Consider the following 17,423-nt stretch of genomic DNA (forward strand, 5'->3'; position numbering starts at 1 on the left):
GATGGACAAGCACCAGCTCGCAACGATCACCATGCTCGCGCAGCTTCTCAAGGACCGTCAGCTCGAGGCTCTGCGTCGTTCGGCAGCGCAACAGGCGCAGACCCGTGCGCTGATCGCGGGTCTTGAGGCTGCGCCCGCGTTGGACTTGCCTCCGGTGCCTGCGGCGCAGACAGCCTTGACCTATTCGGTCTGGGCGGATCGTCGGCGATCAGAACTTAACCGCCAGCTGGCAGCCCAGCTCGTCGAGCTTGAAGAACGTCGTTCCGAGGCCTCGCTTGCCTTCGGCCGTGTTCAGGCGCTCGGTCGGGTTGCAGCGAAGCGTAAATGAAAAGGCCCCGGCGGTGCCGGGGCGTTTCTATTTGTCCTCTCGACCGATCTCAGTGATGACCACGTCAAAGACCATGTCGGGAAGGATGTCCCGGGCGGCTGTCAACAGCCGCCGCCTCAGCCGCTCAAGCGGAAGTGATTTCGTGAAGGCTCCCTCAAAGCCGCCTTCATTCGCAAAGGTGAAAAGAACGCGCAGAAAGGCGTTTCTGAGGCGTGGTTCCTTGGCAAAAACCGCCTCGCTGCCACCTGGCACAACCTCGAGGCTTAGCGACACGACGACAAGCGCCGCGATGTTCTGGCGCGCGATCACTGGAACGACGAACTGGCTCGGCATTCGCGCATATTCGGCTTCCTGGCCGGGTTCCAAGGGCAGAGGCGCATTGGTGATGCGCGGTTTGGGTGTTTCGGCTTCGGTCGGCACGGGGCGTAGGTAAAGACCCGCCCCTGCGCCCCCGCCCGCGCCAACCACCGTCAGGATGAGAGGAATGAGGATCTTCTTCATGACAGGTCAGAATGGCAGGATGACATCAGCGATTTGCTGACCGTAACGCGGCTGCTGCACGTCGGAGATCTGACCGCGCCCGCCATATGAGATACGTGCGCCCGCGATCTTGTCATAGGTGATCTCGTTTTGGCGCGAAATGTCGGTCGGTCGGACATAGCCGGTCACAATCAGCTCGCGCAGCTCGAAATTCACGCGGACTTCCTGTTGTCCCTCGAGACGCAGAACGCCATTCGGCAATTCCTCCACGATGGTCGCTGCGATGCGCAGGGTCATCTGTTCGTTCCGCGTGACCGAGCCGTCACCTTTGTAGCTTGAGGCGGATGAGGTCTGCACGGCATCAGCCATGCTTGCGCCATCTGGTAGCCGTTCGTCGAGCCGCTGCGGGATGCCGAACAGGTCCGGCAGAGCCATCGTGTCGCTTCCTGACCTGCTGCGCCCCGAGCTGTTGGAAATCTTGGCGCGATCATCAATTTCGATGACGACAGTCAGGATGTCTCCACGCCGCTGGGCCCTGCGTTCGCCGAACAACGACTCGCGGTTGGCCGACCACAGCGAAGATGCATCGGCCGGGCCTGCGGGTGGAATGTCTCTGGGCAGAGGGGAAGAATACATGGCGTGGTGCTGGTAGCTTCCTTCCAGCGGCGAGAATCCGGGTGATTTTCCGACCTCTTCCAATCGGCTGCAGGCAGCGAGGCACAGGCAGAGCAAAAGTAACCGACGCATCACTGTCCTCATGGGCTCAGGTTCGGGTTCGGGCCGACCGCGACGCTGCCGTCCGGTCGAATTTGCCCGCTGACGCTGGTTTTCGATGCAAGATTCATCACTCGGATCACGTCACCGATCCCGCCTCGCGACAGCGCGCGGCCTTCAGCCGCGATCTGCAAGGAGCCCTTCGCATAGCGCAGCAGGACAAAGGCGTTCCGATCAATGATGGACGCAGGCCCCAGATCGTCTGGCCGCAACGGCCTGTTGGCGTAAAGTGTCACGCGCGCTTCAAGGCCAATGGCCTCATCCGGTCGGGTGAGTGCGCCGGGGGTATCGCGGGCGGCGATCGCCAGATCCTCGGCGGTGATGATACTTTGGGCCCGGATCGTCCGTTTCGGGACAAGAGTTTCTGCTCCGGCCAGGGCAGGTAACAGGCACAGCAGACAGACACGCCACATCATCGCACCTGTGTCGTTGCAGACAGCATCTGATCCGCCGCCGTTATGACCTTGGCATTCAATTCATAACCACGTTGCGCCTTGATCAGTTCGGTGATTTCCCGCACCGAATCGACCGAACTTTCCTCAAGAAAACCTTGCCGCAAGATGCCCAGCCCATCTTCGCCAGGCGCGCCGATGAGTGCCGGGCCGGAAGCTGGACTTTCCAGAAACAGGTTGCCGCCTGTCGCCTCGAGGCCTTTTTCATTGGCAAACCCTGCAAGCGTCAATTGTCCGAGGAGTTGTGGCTCTACCGCGTCGGGAAAATGCGCATAGACCTCGCCTGCCGCATTGATGCTGATCTCGCGGGCATCGCTGGGTATGGTCAGGCCGGGTGCCAGCGCATAGCCTTCGGAGGTGACGATCAACCCGTCGGCGCTGCGCTTCAATGCCCCGTCGCGCGTATAGGCAGCCCCCCCCGATGGCAGCGTCACCTCAAGGTAGCCCCGGCCCTCAATCGCCAGATCAAGGTCGCCCCCCGTCGCCATCAAAGAGCCTTGCGCCAGAATGACCGAAACCGAGGCTGGCCGCACCCCCAGACCAAGCTGGATCCCAGTCGGCAGCATGCTTCCATCGGTGGCCGAGATTGCGCCGGGCTTGGCCAATTGTTCATAATGGAGATCCGCGAATTCGGCCCGCCGCGCATTGTAGCCGGTGGTCGACATGTTCGCGAGGTTGTTGGAGACGACATCGACCCGCATCTGTTGGGCCGCCATGCCGCTTGCCGCGATTTGAAGTGCCTTCATCTTAACGCCCCAATGTCTGTATCACGGTGCGAAGGCGGTCATCCTCACGATCGAGGAAGCTCTGCCCCATTTCATAGGCGCGCTGCACCTCAATCAGGCGGGATACCTCGGTCAGCGGGCTGACATTGCTGCCTTCGAGGTGCCCCTGCAGGATCACGGCCCCCGAAACCGGTTCTTCGCCAGCCGAGGTGGCAAACAACGTTCCGGCCTCATGCCGCAGGTCGCCGGGCTCGATCGGCTGCCAAAGCCCGATGCGCGCAAGGGGCGCCCCATCGGCCGAGAGGGTTCCGTCCGGTGCGAGCTGGACGTCACGCGCATTCGGCGGGACGAAAATCGGCCCACCTCCTTCATCCAAAAGCCTGTGGCCCGTGGCGGTCACCAGATCCCCGGTATCCGAGGGGGTGAAACTGCCGGCCCGCGTCAGCCGGTTCCCTTCCGGAGTTTCCACCAGAAAGAACCCTTCCCCCTCGATTGCAAAATCGAAGGATCCGCCCGTGACAGAAATCTCGCCCTGTGTCAGGTCGATGTTTCGCGCGGAGGCACGTGCCATTGAAAGTGACGGTGCATCGGCAAGTCTTTGGACATATTCGGAAAAAACAACGCCTTCACGTCGGAATCCAGTTGTGGAGGCGTTGGCGATATTGTTCGCGAGGGTTTGGACCTCGCGCATCAACCCAGTCTGACGGGTCAATGTGGTATAGCCGGATACATCCATCTCAGCCTCCTGCGATCTGGGGAACCAGCTGGTCCCGGAAAAAATCGACCAAGCCGGTTGTCATGAAGTTCATGGAAACCCAGAAGACAATCAGCATCATCCCCACCTTGGGTACGAAGGTCAGAGTCGCCTCCTGGATCGAGGTGAGCGCCTGAAACAGCCCGATCACCACCCCCGCGACCAGCGCGACAAGCAGCAAGGGTGCTGAAATCTTGACGGCCAGCCACAACCCTTGCCGGAGCGTGTCATAGATCAGCTGTTCGGTCATATCGGCATCCTCAGGATCTCCTGATAGGCCTCGACCACCTTGTCGCGCACGGCGACAACCGTTTCGACGGCCATTTCACTGGCTGCAAGGGCTTCGACCAAGGCATGCGGATCCGCGCCCCCGATCATGGCAGACCGGGCCGTCGCTTCGCCGGTTGCGAGAACCTGCTCGAATTCGTTGGCGACATCTGACGGACCGGGCGCCGCCTTGTCCGGGCCAAGCGCCTGCGGTGCGGCCGCACTTCGCGCGGTTGCATAGGATTGTGTGGCGAGACTGGTGCGCAAATCCATTCTGGATCTCCTTATCTGCGGAGGAGCTCGAGCAGGCTTTGCGCCATCTGCCGCGCCTGATCGAACATCTTGAGGTTGGCCTCGTAGCTGCGCTGCGCTTGGCGGGCGTCCGCGATTTCAGTGACGAGGTTCACATTGGACCCGAAATAATTGCCGCTTTCGTCAGCGAGCGGATGACTCGGATCATGGATCTGGGGCAGGGGTGCCGGATCCAGGCGCAGCTTCCCCAATTCCACGCCAGCCGCGTTGGCCGCCTCTTCGAACGAGACAGTCTTGCGACGGTATCCGGGCGTATCGGCATTGGCGATGTTTTCCGAGACGTGACGCAGGCGACCCGATTGCGCCTGCATGCCGGAAGCTGCGAAACTGAGTGAGGTGAGCAGATCGGACATGGCTCAACCCTGCCTGCCAAGAGACAGGCGAAGAATGCGAGAGGTGCTGCGATAGATGGCTAGGGCCATATCGTGCTGCTGACGAACCTCCGCTGCCTTGAGCATCTCCGTCTCCAGAGAGACTGTGTTGCCATCTGGTGAGGCGGCTCCTTTCGTCACGCAGATTTCGGCCGCGCCCCGATAGGTGGAACCGCTTTCCAGATGCCCGGGCCGCGACTGCCGCAGCCCCCCACCGTCAGCATAAGCGGCCGCAAAATCCGGCATGTCGCGCGCCCGATATCCGGGTGTATCCGCATTGGCGATGTTGCGCGCAATTTCGCCCTGCCTTGCGCCGGCATGACCGGCAAGAGCCTGTGCCATTCTGACAATCTGCAATTTTTCAAACATCGGGGCTTCTCCCTCGATCACCTTCACCAAGGCTTAAGGGTGATTCCTTTAGAAAGGGTAAGCAGCGAACGAAGGGAGAACCCGATGGCCGGAATTTTTGATGGGCTTTGCGCCGAAATCGCCGCCATTCCGGTCCTGACACGAATTGGCCGTGTGCAAGAGCTTGCGCGCGGAACGCTCCGTGTAGCGGGCCTCAGTGCCGTTGCGGCCTTGGGGGACCGGGTCGCAGTCCGAACAGCTGTCGGCGTGATTGGGGGGGAAATCGTGCGGCTTGCACGTGACGGTGTCACCGTCTTGCCGGATCAATCACCCGAGGGCGCGCGGATCGGTGATCTTGTTGAAATGCTGGGAGAAACCCGGATTGCACCTGATGACAGCTGGGTCGGACGGATCCTGGATCCCTACGGCCAGCCGCTTGACGGTCGCCCGCTTTTCCGTGGCACGCAGCCCCGGCCTCTGAGGGCGCCAGCGCCCGCTGCCGCCGAACGCAGGCGTCTCGGCGCCCGCCTGGCAACGGGATCGGCTGTTTTCGATACGTTCTTGCCATTGGTGCGCGGCCAGAGGATCGGCCTCTTTGCGGGGTCGGGCGTCGGAAAGTCCACGCTGCTGGCGCGATTTGCCCAGCATGTGGAAGCGGATGTCGTCGTGATCGCCCTGATTGGCGAACGCGGGCGCGAACTGCGTGAATTTACCGAACGTACGCTGGGGCCGCACGGCATGGCGCGGAGTGTGATTGTGACAGCAACGTCAGATCAGTCTGCGCTCACCCGGCGGCGATGCGCCTGGACCGCCATGGCGGTCGCCGAGCATTTTCGCGACCAAGGTTTGCATGTGCTGCTTCTGGCCGATTCGATCACGCGCTTTGCGGAAGCGCACCGCGAGGTGGCCCTGGCGGCGGGGGAGGAGGGCAACCTGCGTGGGTTCCCGCCCTCTACCTCGCATACGATCATGGCCTTGGCGGAACGAGCCGGCCCCGGCCCGGAGGGTGCGGGTGACATCACGGCGATCTTCACCGTTCTTGTGGCAGGTTCAGACATGGAGGAGCCTGTTGCCGATATTCTGCGAGGTGTTCTCGACGGTCATGTGGTCATGGACCGCCGCATTGCGGAGCGTGGTCGGTTTCCGGCTGTAGATGTGTTGCGATCCGTCTCGCGAAGCTTGCCCGAGGCAGCAAGCGACGCGGAGAACAATCTTCTTGCGGACGCGCGACGTTTGCTGGGGGCATATGATCGTGTTGAGCCGATGGTCCAGGCGGGGCTTTATGCAACAGGGTCAGATCCAGTGGTTGATCGCGCGATCCGTGTTTGGCCCTTGTTGGACCGCTTTCTGGCTGAACTTTCACCCGAGGGTATTCATAATAGCTTTGCGCGCCTGGCGCAGAGCCTTGAGTAATCGTCCAAAGCAGTGTCTCCGACCGGGTGGCCGTCGATCTCCTGCTTTCGCGGCCGACTTGCGCGCTACAGCTCTACCCACCGTGGCAACTCGTCCATGCAGAATGCGCGCCTGGATCGTTTTATCGAATGTCTTTTTTCAATAGAAACAGTTTGATCAACTTGTCGATTTTCTCGGGTTCGCCCAATTGAGAGGGCGAACCAACGCCAAGGACCTGTCGGGATTTTCGCTCAAGCATTGAGACTTGCATGTCGATGTCCAGGGCGCCGAATGACGATGGGAGGCCAAGTGCGCCTTGGAAAACTTTGCTGAGCGCGGAGGACCCGAGAATGGTGTACCATTTCGCAGCGTCGGACGCCGTTTTTCCTGCCAATTCCGGCAATTGGTCTTGTGCGAAGAGCGCGAGGCGCATGTTCTCGTCAACTGCGCCGACGGCCTCCTGAAATCTCTGTGACCGATAGGAACTGATGATCGTGTCAGCAAAACCCTGTGCCTGGGTGGCCGGCTTTGACTTGTCAAACTGGAAAGTCTTCGCAAGCTCGGCATAGCGCTTGTCGGGCAATCGGTTCGCGAGGTCTGTCTTGTCGTCTGTTCCATCTGCAAGGACTTTGCGAATGAAATAGGATTTCCCGATCTCCTCGGACAGGCCGAAGGCCCCGAGAGCGACCTGTAGCAGCCTGCGATCCTTGACAAGCTGGTCGGCTGTTTCAACCTTCGCGATACGCGCACGAAAGTAAGTTTCCGCCCTTTGTTGTGCCGCATCAGCAACCAGGGCGGCTTCCTGCCGGGCTTGGGTACGCTTCAGGAACGACCAGCCTGCGTAGCCCGACAGGGGGAGCGTGATGGTAAAGCTCATCGCGGACAGGCGGCGAAAAGCTGATTTTCGCGCGGCAGCAAGGCGCGCAGATGTTTCAACACCTGATAGGGCTCGCCTTCACCAACCGCCATCGCCGCTTGTGCAAGATGGCTGCGACTATCAGCGTCCAGCAAGACCTGGCCAAGCTGTTCGATGCCGCGCAGCAACTGCAACCGCGCTTCTTGCGCGTCGGCATCACCAGAGAGCACCAGCTGCGCGATATAGCAGACCCGCCGGACCGGGGTATTGACCTGCTCAGGATGAAGCGCATCCTTCAGCCTCAGGATATTTGCGTTCGGGGTCATCACCGCAAGTCGCGACCGCCGGTCTCCGTTTTCGATGACCGCGCCGTTGATCAGCACCCTCTCATGCGGGCCGAGTTTCAAGACAAGCCCGGTCATCTGACTTCCCCTTCCCCGCGCAGTCCACGCATGATGGATGTATTGATGTCGATCAGAACTGAAACTTCCGCCTCGGCGGAAATCACCTTTCTGCCATGCTGCAAGGAAAACTCTGCGAGATAGCAGAGCTTTTTGCGCAAGGGGTCTGGCAATCCATTTCCTGGGTTTGCCAGATCACGGGCCAGAGTGCGCCAGAGGCGCGCATTGTCGTTCAGGGCCTGAACGAAGGCAGGATAATCTTGCTGCCGATTTTGATATGTCGAGGTGAGGCGCTGGGTGATCCGCGCAAAGAGATCATATTCGATCTGCCGTGGCGATCGGACAGGGGTTTCCGGTCGGCCATAGGCCGTCCGGGCATGGAAGGGGACATTCACGGATAAACCTTTCTCATCAACGGAAGGTGGAAATGACCCGCGGCACCGGCACAGCGCCGCGGGCGGTCATCCGTTAGCGGAACAGGGACAGGATGCTCTGCGGCGCCTGATTCGCGATCGACAGGGCCTGCACCCCGAGCTGTTGCTGGGTTTGCAGGGCCTGCAGACGGGCCGAGGCTTCCTCCATATCCGCATCGACCAGAGAGCTGATACCGGTCGTCAGCGCATCCGACATTTTAGATACGAAGTCTTGCTGGGTGTTCAGGCGCGACTCGGACGAGCCGAAGGCTGCCGAGGCATCCGTGGCGGCCTGGATCATGGTTTCAATTGAGGCGAGCGCCGCAGCGGCGCCCGCATCGCTTTGCACATCCATCGATTCGAGACCCGACAGGGCGCCGTTGCCACGGGCCGCGCTGAACTCAACCGCGGTGCCTGCGACGTTGGATTCGTTTGTGACGGTCAGCGAACCCGAGGTGGTGATGTCGAGCGAGAACTTCGAGGAATCGAAGCCATTCGAGGTCAGTGAATTCTTCAGCCCCGCGAGGATCGAATCTGCCGTATCGCCTGCCTTGACGGTGTAGGCCCCTTCCACGGATCCGATTCGAAGTTTCAGCGCATCGCCTTCGATCAGGCCCGAACTGTCTGCCGGATCAGCCGCCGCATCGGTTTTCGCCAGGGCCCCACCCCCCCCTTGCAGGGTAAGGCCGGTGAGCGTGCTGGTGTCCGATGCCCCGCCCGATGCAGTGAGGGTAGCAGCCGAAACGCTTGCCCCGATGGTGGCCGACAGGTCGGTACCCGCCCGTGTCGACAGGTTTTGGGCATCAACGCCGATGTAGCTGGCTGTCACTGACCCGTTCGACGCACGGTCGAGCGAGGACAAGACATTGATCCCGGTGTTGCCGTTGGTGTTGGTATTCGACGCCGAACCATTGACGAGGTTCAGCCCGTTGAACTGCGCGGCGCCGACGACCGATTTGACCTGTTCGGTCAGGGCTTCGATGTCGGTCTGCAGTTTGGCGCGGTCGGCGGTCTGTTCTTGCGACGCCACGATCTTGCCTTTCATGTCGGTCAAGAGCTTGGTGACGGTTTCCGAAGCCTGCCGCGCGACGGATACGGTCGAGGTGCCCAGTTCAAGGCTGTCCGAGATCGAATCGAAGCCTTTCACATCCGATTCCATCACTTTGGAAATCGCCCAGACCGCCGCATTGTCTTTGGCCGAGGCGACGCTTTTGCCGGTGGAGATCTCGCTCTGGACCTTCTCGAGGTTGCCGTTGATGCCCTTCAGGGTTTGAAGGGCAACCATCGCGCTGGTGTTGGTGAGAATGGACGACATGTCCTGATCCTTTTCAAAGGGCCGTCGCTTTGCGTCCGGCCTTGGGCTGCCTTTCGGCGGTTTCGGCATTCTCGCCCTGCGTTGGCCTTTGGCCCCGCGCCACCCCGTCTGGGATGCCCCTTGATTGATGGGGGCGAACCTCTAACAGTTTGCTAAGGCGGGGCTGATCCTGACCCTCATATTCCGCGCATTTGAATCACTTCAGAAACGTTTGTGCAGGCCCTTGGTGCGCCTGGGCGGGTCGGTACGGCCGCGCGGGTCGTAAGTGGCAAGCCCTTGTTCGGCGCGCGCGATCTCTGCCAGACGCCGCTGGGTGGCCCGCAGCCCGCGTCCTGCTGCCCGCAGAAGCGACTGATTGCCTTCGGCGAGGCGCCGCAATTCAGCACTTTCATAGGGGTCCGTGGGCGCGGTGGATTGGATCGCTGTGAAAGCCTGTTCCAGCCGCGCCAAGGCAGCCAAATCCCCTGAAAGCAGGGCCTGGCGGAGGTCGTGCATAAGGTTCAAGGCTTCAGACATGGGCGGTCTCGGCCTTCAGCATGGCCTTGAACAGCGATTCGGCAAGGCCAATGCCCCCGGCGCGCGCCATGGCTGTCGCTTGCTCCTGCCGGAGGAAAGACACGAATTGCTCTTCCCCGGATCCGCCCGAAAATGGCCCCGCGGAGTCTCCGAGCCCGGCATGTGCCAGCATTTCCGATAGAAAGGCCGCCTCCAATTCCTGCGCTTTCGCACGGAGGGCTGTCTGCCGTTCGGCAGAAATAGGGGGCGCTGTGGGGGGGATAGGGGTCATGCTTGGTTCCTTTCCTGAAGATTTTCCAAGAATGGCCCTGTTGCGGTAAACAAGCGGTAACCCGTTTGCGAAATAACGACAGGATCAACCGGGTCCGAGGCCGAAATGATTCCGCTGCCTGTCGCGCAATTTCCGATGCTCTTGCTGCCTGTTGCCCTTCCAAGCGGCGCCGAGTCGGCGCCGATGGACGCGTTTTCGAAAGTCATGGCCGAGGGGAAAGAGAGCCCCGATGAGATGGAGCTGGAGGACGCCCCCCCTGACCAAGCGCCCTTGAGCAACTTGCCTGTCGTATTGCCCCTGACGGTGGAGATTGGCACCGCACGACAGAGCCCGACTGGAAGCTCTTTGGATTTGGTGGAGTCAAAGGTCGAAGAGGCCCCCGCCGAGATTGCAGCACCGATGCAGCGTATTGAAAAACCTGTTTTTCTTTCGGAGGCTGCCAGTGATCCCGCCAACCCGCCACCGCCAGTTGATGTGCCAGAGAAAGATGTTGTCGTGGTGGCTGCCATCCCCGAAAAACCTGTTTTGCGGCGAACGGTTGCGGAAGCGGTGGTGACCTTTCAGGCCGGGTCTGTGATCGTGGCTGAGGCGGAAACGGCCGAACCCGAGACGCCGCCCCTAGAACCTGCGTCGGTGGAGGCGGCGGTTTCCTCCCGGATTGACGCTGCCACCGGACCTTTGCCCGAGGCCGATCCTCTCGGTACCGATGACGGTGGTGCGGTCGTGCGGCAGGTGCGGGCCGCAATTTCGCCCGACACCCCTTTGCCCCAGATGCCGGAGGTAGCCGAAAAGGGCCGTGTCATCGAGCTTCGCCTTGATCCTGAAGAGCTTGGGCGCCTGTCCATCATCCTCTCCCATGACGGTGATCGGGTCGCCGTTCATATCGTGGCCGAACGCCCGGAAACGATGGATCTTCTCCGACGGCATGTCGACCAGCTGCAGCAAGAGTTTCGGTCGGTCGGCTATCGTGAAACTCAGATGAGTTTTGGCCAGATGGATCAGGGGGGGAACGGTCCACCGCCGCGCCCGACGATCCTGCCTCTGGCTGAACCGCAAGATTTGCCGGGCGATTCGCTTTTGACGCCCGTCGGATCTGCCCCGATTTTGTCGCCCGCGGCAGGCGGGCTCAACCTTCGACTGTGAGGCTCCATGGATATCCCCGCCACCGCTGCCACGCCGCAGGCTGCCGCCACCAGATCGCGCGGTTCGCTCACCTCTGATTTTGATACATTCCTGACCCTGATGACGACCCAGCTGCAGCATCAAGATCCGTTGAAACCGGTCGACAGCACGGAATACCTGTCGCAATTGGCCAGTTTTTCCACGGTCGAGCAGCAATCTTACACCAATAACCTGCTGGAAACCCTCATCGCCAGTTTTGGCGGCATGGGGCTCAGCCAGGCCGCTGCTTGGGTTGGGCGCGAGGCGCGGGGTATCATGCCCGCCCATGTTGCGGGGCCTGAGGCGATTCCGATCTTCCCTTCGATCTCTCCCTCGGCGGACCGGGCGGTGTTGGTCGTCCGCAATGAGGCGGGCGATGTCGTCAACCGAATCGATCTGGCTGTGGGTAAGACTGAATTTTCCTGGCTCCCGCAGGACATGACCGGGGCTGAACTGCCAGAGGGGCTCTATTCTTTCGAAGTCGAGAATTATCAGGGTGATATGCAGCAGACCAGCAGCGCCGTTGAACTGTATGGGCGCGTGACCGAGGTCAGGGCCCTGCCGGGTGGCATGGTTCTGATGGTTGACGGGGGACGAGAGCTGGCGGCTGGATCCCTGACCGCGATCCGGGGATGAGGGCCTTGCCTCATGGCCCGCCCGGCCCTAGCTTGCGCGCCCATGACCATCGCGCCCCCGATCCTTCCTGTGGATGCCCCCCCTCCTTGGCTTGTCCAGGCGGTAGGCGCCACTGTTCCAATCGAAGGGCCCTGGCTGCCGTTGGAAGGGGGGCGCAGCAACCGCGTCTGGCGTGCCGGCGATCTTGCCGTCAAGCTGTACGACCCGACCAGCGCGACACCGCTTTTCCCCAACGATCCTGCCGCCGAGGCGTTCGCGCTGCAAAGCCTGACCTCGCTCCCCCTCGCGCCCAGTTTCGTGTCGTCAGGCGCGGGGTGGCTGGCCTACCGATATCAGCCCGGTGCGAGCTGGCGGCAGGATCCGGCGGCGGTGGCACGGCTTTTGGGCGAATTGCACGGGCTTGGTCCGCTGCCGGGACTGCGCAGCCTGCCTGTCGGACCGCAGCAGATTGGTCAGCAGGCGCGCAGTTTTGCGATCGCAGGCCTGCCGCCCATGCCGAAACTGTCCGACCCTGGTCCGGTTCGCCCCACCATCGTTCACGGGGATGCGGTGCCGGGAAACATCGTTGTGACCCCGCAGGGGCTACGGCTGATCGATTGGCAGTGCCCCGGAAACGGCGATCCCGTCGACGATCTGGCTCTGTTTTTGTCCCCAGCGATGCAGCTTCTCTATCGCGGGGCACCGCTCAGCCTGGCCGAGCGCGAGGCATTTCTGGCTGCCTATCCCTGCCGCGCGACGGTTGCACGGTATGTTTTGCTGGCGCCTTTGCTGCATTGGCGTATTGCGGCCCATTGTGCCTTTCGCGCGGCGCGGGGCGATGCCGGCTATGGCGCGGCGATCCAGCTGGAACTGGGTTAGAGCAAGGCCCCAAGCCCGACCCCAAGTGCCACAAGCGCACCACCGACGAGCATCCAGACAGCCGGATGGGCCTGGCGCTGCGCGGGCTGCGGCAGTTCACTTTGGCGGATCAGCTGCGCTTCGACCAGCGCGGGCAGCTTCGGCCCGAACCGGCCCAGCACGCGGGCGGTTTGCACCAGATCCCGCAGCAAGGCGCGCGGTCCCACATTGGTCTTGATGTAATCTTCGACCACCGGGCGGGCGACCTGCCAGATATTGATATGCGGGTCGAGGCTGCGGGCAACGCCTTCGACCACCACCATGGTGCGCTGCAGAAGGATCAGCTCGGTCCGGGTTTCCATCCCAAATCTCTCTGTCACTTCAAAGAGATAGGCGAGAAGTCGGGCCATCGAGATGCGGCTTGCATCCATGCCGAAGATCGGTTCTCCCACCACGCGCAGCGCGCGGGCGAATTCGTCGATGTCGCGGTCGGCGGGCACATAACCGGCCTCGAAATGCACCTCGGCCACGCGGCGGTAATCCTTGCGGATGAAGCCGAACAGGATTTCGGCATAGACGCGGCGGGTGTAATCATCCAGCCGCCCCATGATGCCAAAGTCATAGGCGATGATGGCACCATCCGGCCCGACCTTCAGGTTGCCGTGATGCATGTCGGCATGGAAAAAGCCGTCGCGCAGCGCGTGCCGCAGGAACAGCTGCAGCACCCGCGCGCCCAGCGCCACGCGGTCATGCCCGGCGGCATCGATGGCGGCGGTGTCGGCCAGTGCAATCCCCTCGGCCCAGCCCAGCGTCATCACCTGTCGGCCCGAAAGGCCCCAATTGGGCTTGGGCACACGGAAACCTTCATCACCTTCGGTATTGGCGGCGAATTCGGCGGCGGCCGCGGCTTCAAGCCGCAGGTCCAGCTCTCCCATCACCACGCCTTCGAAATGCCGGATCACATCCATCGGCCGCAGGCGGCGCGACGCGGGCGAGAGTGTTTCGATCACGCGGGCGGCGAAATAGAAGGCGTCGATATCCTTGCGGAAGGCGCGCTCAATGCCGGGGCGCAGCACCTTGACGGCGACATCCTCGCCCGTTTCGGCCAGCCGCGCGCGATGCACCTGCGCGATCGAGGCGGCGGCCACAGGCTCGGAAAACTCGGAAAACACCTGGTCCACCGGCAGCGCCAGTTCGGCTTCGATGGTCTGTTTCGCGATTCCGACCGGGAAGGGGGGCAGTTTGTCCTGCAGGTATTTCAGCTGCTCGGCCATGTCTTCGCCCACGATATCGGGGCGCGTCGAAAGGATCTGGCCGAATTTGATATAGGCCGGGCCAAGTGCGGTCAGCGCACGGGTCGCAGGCGGCAGGGCCGGATCCCCCTTGAGGCCCAACCATTTGAACGGCCAGCCCAGCACCCGCGCGGCGGCGCGGATGCGCGGCGGCGCCTGCATCGCCTCAAGCACCACGCCGATGGCGCCGGTACGCTCCATCGTGGCAAGGGTGCGGACGAGGCGGATGATATTGTGGGGGCCACGCATCTCAGATCTTCCAGCCGGAATGCAGTGCCGCGATACCGAGCGAGAGGTTGCGGTATTTCACCTGCCCGAAGCCCGCCTTGCGGATCATGCCGGCAAAGGTATCCTGATCCGGGAATTTACGAATGCTTTCAACAAGATACTGATAGCTGTCACGATCATTGGCGATGATCTGCCCCATGACCGGGATCACATTGAAACTGTAGAGGTCATAGAGCTTTTGCATCATTTCGTTCGGCAACTGGCTGAATTCCAGCACCATGAGGCGCCCGCCGGGACGCAGCACGCGGTAGGCCTCATTCAGGGCGTCCTGCACCCGGGTCACGTTCCGGATGCCGAAGCTGATGGTATAAACGTCAAAGCTGTTGGCGGCGAAGGGCAGGGCCATGGCGTCGCCCACCACCCAATCAAGACTTTCGGCCATGCGGTCGGCCTCGGCCCGCTGGCGCCCCTCGATCAGCATGGATTCGGTCATGTCGCAGACCGTGGCATGGGCGCCCGGCGCGCGCTTCAGATAGCGGAACGACACATCCCCCGTGCCGCCCGCCACATCGAGCAGCCGGGTGCCGGGGCGCGGGGCCAGCCAGTCCATCATCGCATCCTTCCAGACGCGGTGGATGCCCATGCTCATGACATCGTTCATGATGTCGTACTTGCTGGCGACGCGGGTAAAGACGCCATGCACCATTCCGGCCTTTTCGGCCTCGTTCACGGTCTGAAAGCCGAAATGCGTCGTTTGCTGGTCGTCGGTCATGGGATACTCGCCGGGGCTTGCCTTGTGGGCCTCGGCACTCCTTATAGGGCGATGTGCGCGCGCTGCAATGCGCGGAACTGTCCGAAGGTGTGCGATGCCCGAACTGCCAGAGGTGGAAACCGTCCGACGCGGCCTGTTGCCGGTGATGGAGGGGCGCGTGATTTTGCAGGCGCAGGTGAACCGCCCGGATCTGCGCTGGCCGCTGCCGCCGGGCATGGCCGAGCGGCTGACCGGCGCGCGGGTCGAGACGCTGCGGCGGCGGTCGAAATACATCCTCGCCGATCTCTCCACCGGCGAGACGCTGCTCGTGCATCTGGGCATGTCTGGGCGGATGCTGATTTCCGGCGCCATGCTGGGCGATTTCCACCATGACCATCCGGCGCCCGCGAAACATGATCATGTCGTGCTGGATATGGAGGGGGGCGCCCGTGTCACCTTCAACGATGCGCGGCGGTTTGGCGCGATGGACCTGCTGCCCACGGCCACGGCGGCGGCGCATCCGCTTTTGGCCGTCATCGGGCCAGAGCCTTTGGGGAATGATTTCCACGAAGATTACCTTGCCGGACGTCTGGCGGGGCGGAACACGCCGATCAAGGCCGCGCTGCTGGATCAGCATCTGGTGGCGGGTCTGGGCAATATCTACGTCTGTGAGGTGCTGTTCCGGGCGGGTATCCACCCTGCCCGCAAGGCGCGCGATGTGACCGGGTCCGAGGTCGCGCGGCTTGTCCCCCTGATCCGCGAGGTGCTGGCCGAGGCGATCGAGGCCGGGGGATCATCCTTGCGCGACTATCGGCAGGCCGATGGCGAGCTGGGCTATTTCCAGCACACCTTCCGCGTCTATGACCGCGAGGGGGCTGCCTGCCATCGTGCCGATTGTGCAGGCAGCATTGCCCGGATCGTGCAATCAGGGCGGTCGAGCTATTTCTGTCCGCAGTGTCAGCGGTAACGCGGGCCCCATGCCCTTGCGCTGTGCGGCAAGGCTGCTAGGACTCTGCCCAGACCAAAGGGGAGCCTCCGCATGGCCTATGAGACGCTGATCGTCGAGATCGAGGACTATATCGCATTGATCCGGCTGAACCGGCCCGATGCGCTGAACGCGCTGAATTCCAAACTGCTGTCGGAGCTGTCCGAAGCCCTGCGCGCCGCGGATGCCGATGATTCCGTGCGCTGCATCATCATCACCGGGTCGGAAAAGGCCTTCGCCGCCGGGGCCGACATCAAGGAGATGTCGCAGAAATCGTTCGTCGAGATGTTCGGCACCGATTTCTTCGCGGCCGATTCCGACTGCATCATGCGGACCCGCAAGCCGATCATCGCGGCGGTTTCGGGCTATGCTCTGGGCGGCGGCTGCGAGCTGGCCATGGCCTGCGATTTAATCATCGCCTCGGACACCGCCAAATTCGGCCAGCCCGAGATCAATCTGGGCGTCGTGGCAGGTCTGGGCGGCACCCAGCGTCTGACGCGCTTTGTGGGCAAGTCCAAGTCGATGGACATGCACCTGACCGGCCGCTTCATGGATGCCGCCGAGGCTGAACGCTGCGGCCTGGTTTCGCGCGTGGTGCCGGCCAAGGACCTGCTGGTCGAGGCGCGCAAGGCTGCCACCAAGATTGCCGAGAAATCCATGCTCACCGCCATGGCGGTCAAGGAATGCGTCAACCGCAGCTATGAAACCACGATGCGGGAAGGCATTCTTTATGAACGCCGCGTCTTCCATGCGCTGTTCGCGACGGAAGATCAGAAAGAGGGCATGGCCGCCTTCCTGGAAAAGCGCCAGCCGCAATTCCGCGACAAGTAAGATGGGGGGCGTTTGCCCCCTTTCCTTTTACGGCGATTTGCCCTAAGGACCCCGCTTACATGCGCGTGGGCCCGCTTAGGCAAGAATCATGTCCGACCCTTCGGGGGCGGAGCCGTGGGTCTTTGGCGCAACCGAAACCAAAGATCTACAGGAGCCAGACCCATGGCCAATACCGTTCAGTCCAAAAAGCGCGCCCGCCAGTCGGAAACCCGCTACGCCATCAACAAAGCCCGCCGTTCGCGCATCCGCACCTTCCTGCGCAAAGTCGAGGAAGCCATCGCTTCGGGCGATCAGGCCGCTGCCGCCGAAGCCTTCAAGAATGCCCAGCCGGAGCTGGCCCGTGGCGTCTCGAAAGGCGTCCTGCACAAGAACACCGTGTCGCGCAAACTGTCGCGTCTGGCCTCGCGCGTGAAGGCGGTTGCCGCCAAGGCCTGAGGCCTTTTCGGACCCGAATCCGCGGAATTTGAAAGGCGCGCCAGACCGGCGCGCCTTTTGCTTTTTCAAGCCCTTTTCAGGCGATTTTCACCGATTTTCCCGGCCTGCGTGGCGGTTTTGCACGGTCTGGGGGATTCGCTGCGACAAAGCGGAGTCAACAGCGAAGTTCGGTTGCAGGCCCCTCCCGCGGCTTGCTAGCTTCACCCTGCGATTCACGGTGTCCTGGGGGACAAGCCGAGAAAGCGATCCAGATGGAAGGGCTGCCATCCTGCTGTTTTAACAGCGGGAATCC

General features: G+C 62.1%; 25 protein-coding genes. 8 read left to right on the forward strand and 17 right to left on the reverse strand.

The features are described from left to right. Position 1: 1 nt before the first annotated feature. On the forward strand, positions 2–328 hold the full coding sequence (locus IE101_RS06190) for a hypothetical protein (protein WP_189632946.1): 327 nt from the start codon (positions 2–4) through the stop codon (positions 326–328). Positions 329–355: 27 nt separating this feature from the next. On the opposite strand, the gene IE101_RS06195 is transcribed toward IE101_RS06190, so the two are convergent. From IE101_RS06195 to IE101_RS06235, 9 genes are read right to left on the reverse strand one after another with little or no spacing between them, the layout of a single operon-like run. Continuing rightward, complete coding sequence (locus tag IE101_RS06195) at positions 356–829, reverse strand: flagellar basal body-associated protein FliL (RefSeq protein WP_189632947.1); 474 nt, start codon at positions 827–829, stop codon at positions 356–358. Between the two features lie 6 nt (positions 830–835). Beyond that, positions 836–1,555 (reverse strand): flagellar basal body L-ring protein FlgH, encoded by a 720-nt coding sequence (gene flgH, locus IE101_RS06200; protein WP_189632948.1) that lies wholly within the window; start codon positions 1,553–1,555, stop codon positions 836–838. An 8-nt stretch (positions 1,556–1,563) separates the two neighbouring features. After that, entirely contained in the window at positions 1,564–1,998 is a 435-nt protein-coding gene (gene flgA, locus IE101_RS06205) for a flagellar basal body P-ring formation chaperone FlgA (protein WP_189632949.1), read from the reverse strand. Continuing rightward, positions 1,995–2,780: a flagellar basal-body rod protein FlgG gene (flgG, locus tag IE101_RS06210; protein WP_189632950.1), complete on the reverse strand. Its 786-nt coding sequence runs from the start codon at positions 2,778–2,780 to the stop codon at positions 1,995–1,997. The genes flgA and flgG overlap by 4 nt, the downstream gene beginning before the upstream one ends. 1 nt (position 2,781) lies before the next feature. Then, positions 2,782–3,495, reverse strand: a complete 714-nt coding sequence (locus IE101_RS06215) for a flagellar hook-basal body complex protein (protein ID WP_189632951.1) — start codon at positions 3,493–3,495, stop codon at positions 2,782–2,784. Position 3,496: 1 nt separating this feature from the next. Next, the gene (locus tag IE101_RS06220; protein WP_189632952.1) at positions 3,497–3,763 is read right to left on the reverse strand and encodes a flagellar biosynthetic protein FliQ; all 267 of its coding nucleotides are present in this window, start codon (positions 3,761–3,763) and stop codon (positions 3,497–3,499) included. Then, positions 3,760–4,053, reverse strand: a complete 294-nt coding sequence (fliE, locus tag IE101_RS06225) for a flagellar hook-basal body complex protein FliE (RefSeq protein ID WP_189632953.1) — start codon at positions 4,051–4,053, stop codon at positions 3,760–3,762. Before fliE ends, IE101_RS06220 begins: the two co-directional genes overlap by 4 nt. Positions 4,054–4,064: 11 nt before the next feature. After that, entirely contained in the window at positions 4,065–4,445 is a 381-nt protein-coding gene (flgC, locus tag IE101_RS06230) for a flagellar basal body rod protein FlgC (protein ID WP_189632954.1), read from the reverse strand. A gap of 3 nt (positions 4,446–4,448) precedes the next feature. Beyond that, positions 4,449–4,832: a FlgB family protein gene (locus IE101_RS06235; protein WP_189632955.1), complete on the reverse strand. Its 384-nt coding sequence runs from the start codon at positions 4,830–4,832 to the stop codon at positions 4,449–4,451. Positions 4,833–4,916: 84 nt separating this feature from the next. Between IE101_RS06235 and IE101_RS06240 the strand changes: the two genes are divergently transcribed. Further along, positions 4,917–6,224, forward strand: coding sequence for a FliI/YscN family ATPase (locus tag IE101_RS06240; RefSeq protein ID WP_189632956.1), 1,308 nt, complete (start codon positions 4,917–4,919; stop codon positions 6,222–6,224). 121 nt (positions 6,225–6,345) lie between these two features. On the opposite strand, the gene IE101_RS06245 is transcribed toward IE101_RS06240, so the two are convergent. From IE101_RS06245 to IE101_RS06270, 6 genes are all read right to left on the reverse strand, one after another. Further along, positions 6,346–7,080: a DUF1217 domain-containing protein gene (locus IE101_RS06245; protein WP_189632957.1), complete on the reverse strand. Its 735-nt coding sequence runs from the start codon at positions 7,078–7,080 to the stop codon at positions 6,346–6,348. Continuing rightward, the gene (gene flbT, locus IE101_RS06250) at positions 7,077–7,481 is read right to left on the reverse strand and encodes a flagellar biosynthesis repressor FlbT (RefSeq protein ID WP_189632958.1); all 405 of its coding nucleotides are present in this window, start codon (positions 7,479–7,481) and stop codon (positions 7,077–7,079) included. The genes IE101_RS06245 and flbT overlap by 4 nt, the downstream gene beginning before the upstream one ends. Beyond that, positions 7,478–7,855: a flagellar biosynthesis regulator FlaF gene (gene flaF / locus IE101_RS06255; protein WP_189632959.1), complete on the reverse strand. Its 378-nt coding sequence runs from the start codon at positions 7,853–7,855 to the stop codon at positions 7,478–7,480. The genes flbT and flaF overlap by 4 nt, the downstream gene beginning before the upstream one ends. A 73-nt stretch (positions 7,856–7,928) precedes the next feature. Further along, a complete protein-coding gene (locus IE101_RS06260) occupies positions 7,929–9,188 on the reverse strand; it encodes a flagellin N-terminal helical domain-containing protein (protein ID WP_189632960.1) in 1,260 nt (419 codons plus the stop codon). Between the two features lie 201 nt (positions 9,189–9,389). After that, the gene (locus IE101_RS06265; protein ID WP_189632961.1) at positions 9,390–9,704 is read right to left on the reverse strand and encodes a hypothetical protein; all 315 of its coding nucleotides are present in this window, start codon (positions 9,702–9,704) and stop codon (positions 9,390–9,392) included. After that, positions 9,697–9,975: a rod-binding protein gene (locus tag IE101_RS06270; protein WP_189632962.1), complete on the reverse strand. Its 279-nt coding sequence runs from the start codon at positions 9,973–9,975 to the stop codon at positions 9,697–9,699. Before IE101_RS06270 ends, IE101_RS06265 begins: the two co-directional genes overlap by 8 nt. Positions 9,976–10,110: 135 nt before the next feature. Here IE101_RS06270 and IE101_RS06275 point away from each other — a divergent pair, with 135 nt between their 5' ends. Genes IE101_RS06275 through IE101_RS06285 form a run of 3 tightly spaced genes read left to right on the forward strand, consistent with a single transcriptional unit; the run spans position 10,111 to position 12,630 of the window. Beyond that, the gene (locus IE101_RS06275; protein WP_229804042.1) at positions 10,111–11,118 is read left to right on the forward strand and encodes a flagellar hook-length control protein FliK; all 1,008 of its coding nucleotides are present in this window, start codon (positions 10,111–10,113) and stop codon (positions 11,116–11,118) included. Positions 11,119–11,124: 6 nt separating this feature from the next. Then, the gene (locus tag IE101_RS06280; protein WP_189632964.1) at positions 11,125–11,772 is read left to right on the forward strand and encodes a flagellar hook capping FlgD N-terminal domain-containing protein; all 648 of its coding nucleotides are present in this window, start codon (positions 11,125–11,127) and stop codon (positions 11,770–11,772) included. Between the two features lie 42 nt (positions 11,773–11,814). Beyond that, the gene (locus IE101_RS06285; RefSeq protein ID WP_189632965.1) at positions 11,815–12,630 is read left to right on the forward strand and encodes an aminoglycoside phosphotransferase family protein; all 816 of its coding nucleotides are present in this window, start codon (positions 11,815–11,817) and stop codon (positions 12,628–12,630) included. Here the strand turns inward: IE101_RS06285 and ubiB are convergent. After that, positions 12,627–14,150: a 2-polyprenylphenol 6-hydroxylase gene (gene ubiB, locus IE101_RS06290; protein WP_189632966.1), complete on the reverse strand. Its 1,524-nt coding sequence runs from the start codon at positions 14,148–14,150 to the stop codon at positions 12,627–12,629. The genes IE101_RS06285 and ubiB overlap by 4 nt on opposite strands. Before the next feature lies 1 nt (position 14,151). Next, positions 14,152–14,901, reverse strand: a complete 750-nt coding sequence (ubiE, locus tag IE101_RS06295; protein WP_189632967.1) for a bifunctional demethylmenaquinone methyltransferase/2-methoxy-6-polyprenyl-1,4-benzoquinol methylase UbiE — start codon at positions 14,899–14,901, stop codon at positions 14,152–14,154. Positions 14,902–14,995: 94 nt separating this feature from the next. Here ubiE and mutM point away from each other — a divergent pair, with 94 nt between their 5' ends. The 3 genes from mutM (at position 14,996) to rpsT (ending at position 17,131) form a co-directional block, all read left to right on the forward strand. Next, entirely contained in the window at positions 14,996–15,847 is an 852-nt protein-coding gene (gene mutM / locus IE101_RS06300; RefSeq protein ID WP_189632968.1) for a bifunctional DNA-formamidopyrimidine glycosylase/DNA-(apurinic or apyrimidinic site) lyase, read from the forward strand. Between the two features lie 72 nt (positions 15,848–15,919). Then, entirely contained in the window at positions 15,920–16,696 is a 777-nt protein-coding gene (locus IE101_RS06305) for an enoyl-CoA hydratase (RefSeq protein WP_189632969.1), read from the forward strand. Positions 16,697–16,858: 162 nt separating this feature from the next. After that, complete coding sequence (gene rpsT, locus IE101_RS06310) at positions 16,859–17,131, forward strand: 30S ribosomal protein S20 (RefSeq protein ID WP_189632970.1); 273 nt, start codon at positions 16,859–16,861, stop codon at positions 17,129–17,131. Positions 17,132–17,423: the final 292 nt, after the last annotated feature.

The organism is Gemmobacter lanyuensis, from assembly GCF_014652355.1.
Lineage (GTDB): Bacteria > Pseudomonadota > Alphaproteobacteria > Rhodobacterales > Rhodobacteraceae > Gemmobacter > Gemmobacter lanyuensis.

Coding starts and splice junctions, on each gene's coding strand:
- IE101_RS06190 (WP_189632946.1), top strand. CDS start 2: ATGGACAAGCACCAGCTCGCAACGATCACCATGCTCGCGCAGCTTCTC.
- IE101_RS06195 (WP_189632947.1), bottom strand. CDS start 829: ATGAAGAAGATCCTCATTCCTCTCATCCTGACGGTGGTTGGCGCGGGC.
- flgH (WP_189632948.1), bottom strand. CDS start 1,555: ATGCGTCGGTTACTTTTGCTCTGCCTGTGCCTCGCTGCCTGCAGCCGA.
- flgA (WP_189632949.1), bottom strand. CDS start 1,998: ATGATGTGGCGTGTCTGTCTGCTGTGCCTGTTACCTGCCCTGGCCGGA.
- flgG (WP_189632950.1), bottom strand. CDS start 2,780: ATGAAGGCACTTCAAATCGCGGCAAGCGGCATGGCGGCCCAACAGATG.
- IE101_RS06215 (WP_189632951.1), bottom strand. CDS start 3,495: ATGGATGTATCCGGCTATACCACATTGACCCGTCAGACTGGGTTGATG.
- IE101_RS06220 (WP_189632952.1), bottom strand. CDS start 3,763: ATGACCGAACAGCTGATCTATGACACGCTCCGGCAAGGGTTGTGGCTG.
- fliE (WP_189632953.1), bottom strand. CDS start 4,053: ATGGATTTGCGCACCAGTCTCGCCACACAATCCTATGCAACCGCGCGA.
- flgC (WP_189632954.1), bottom strand. CDS start 4,445: ATGTCCGATCTGCTCACCTCACTCAGTTTCGCAGCTTCCGGCATGCAG.
- IE101_RS06235 (WP_189632955.1), bottom strand. CDS start 4,832: ATGTTTGAAAAATTGCAGATTGTCAGAATGGCACAGGCTCTTGCCGGT.
- IE101_RS06240 (WP_189632956.1), top strand. CDS start 4,917: ATGGCCGGAATTTTTGATGGGCTTTGCGCCGAAATCGCCGCCATTCCG.
- IE101_RS06245 (WP_189632957.1), bottom strand. CDS start 7,080: ATGAGCTTTACCATCACGCTCCCCCTGTCGGGCTACGCAGGCTGGTCG.
- flbT (WP_189632958.1), bottom strand. CDS start 7,481: ATGACCGGGCTTGTCTTGAAACTCGGCCCGCATGAGAGGGTGCTGATC.
- IE101_RS06260 (WP_189632960.1), bottom strand. CDS start 9,188: ATGTCGTCCATTCTCACCAACACCAGCGCGATGGTTGCCCTTCAAACC.
- IE101_RS06265 (WP_189632961.1), bottom strand. CDS start 9,704: ATGTCTGAAGCCTTGAACCTTATGCACGACCTCCGCCAGGCCCTGCTT.
- IE101_RS06270 (WP_189632962.1), bottom strand. CDS start 9,975: ATGACCCCTATCCCCCCCACAGCGCCCCCTATTTCTGCCGAACGGCAG.
- IE101_RS06275 (WP_229804042.1), top strand. CDS start 10,111: ATGCTCTTGCTGCCTGTTGCCCTTCCAAGCGGCGCCGAGTCGGCGCCG.
- IE101_RS06280 (WP_189632964.1), top strand. CDS start 11,125: ATGGATATCCCCGCCACCGCTGCCACGCCGCAGGCTGCCGCCACCAGA.
- IE101_RS06285 (WP_189632965.1), top strand. CDS start 11,815: ATGACCATCGCGCCCCCGATCCTTCCTGTGGATGCCCCCCCTCCTTGG.
- ubiB (WP_189632966.1), bottom strand. CDS start 14,150: ATGCGTGGCCCCCACAATATCATCCGCCTCGTCCGCACCCTTGCCACG.
- ubiE (WP_189632967.1), bottom strand. CDS start 14,901: ATGACCGACGACCAGCAAACGACGCATTTCGGCTTTCAGACCGTGAAC.
- mutM (WP_189632968.1), top strand. CDS start 14,996: ATGCCCGAACTGCCAGAGGTGGAAACCGTCCGACGCGGCCTGTTGCCG.
- IE101_RS06305 (WP_189632969.1), top strand. CDS start 15,920: ATGGCCTATGAGACGCTGATCGTCGAGATCGAGGACTATATCGCATTG.
- rpsT (WP_189632970.1), top strand. CDS start 16,859: ATGGCCAATACCGTTCAGTCCAAAAAGCGCGCCCGCCAGTCGGAAACC.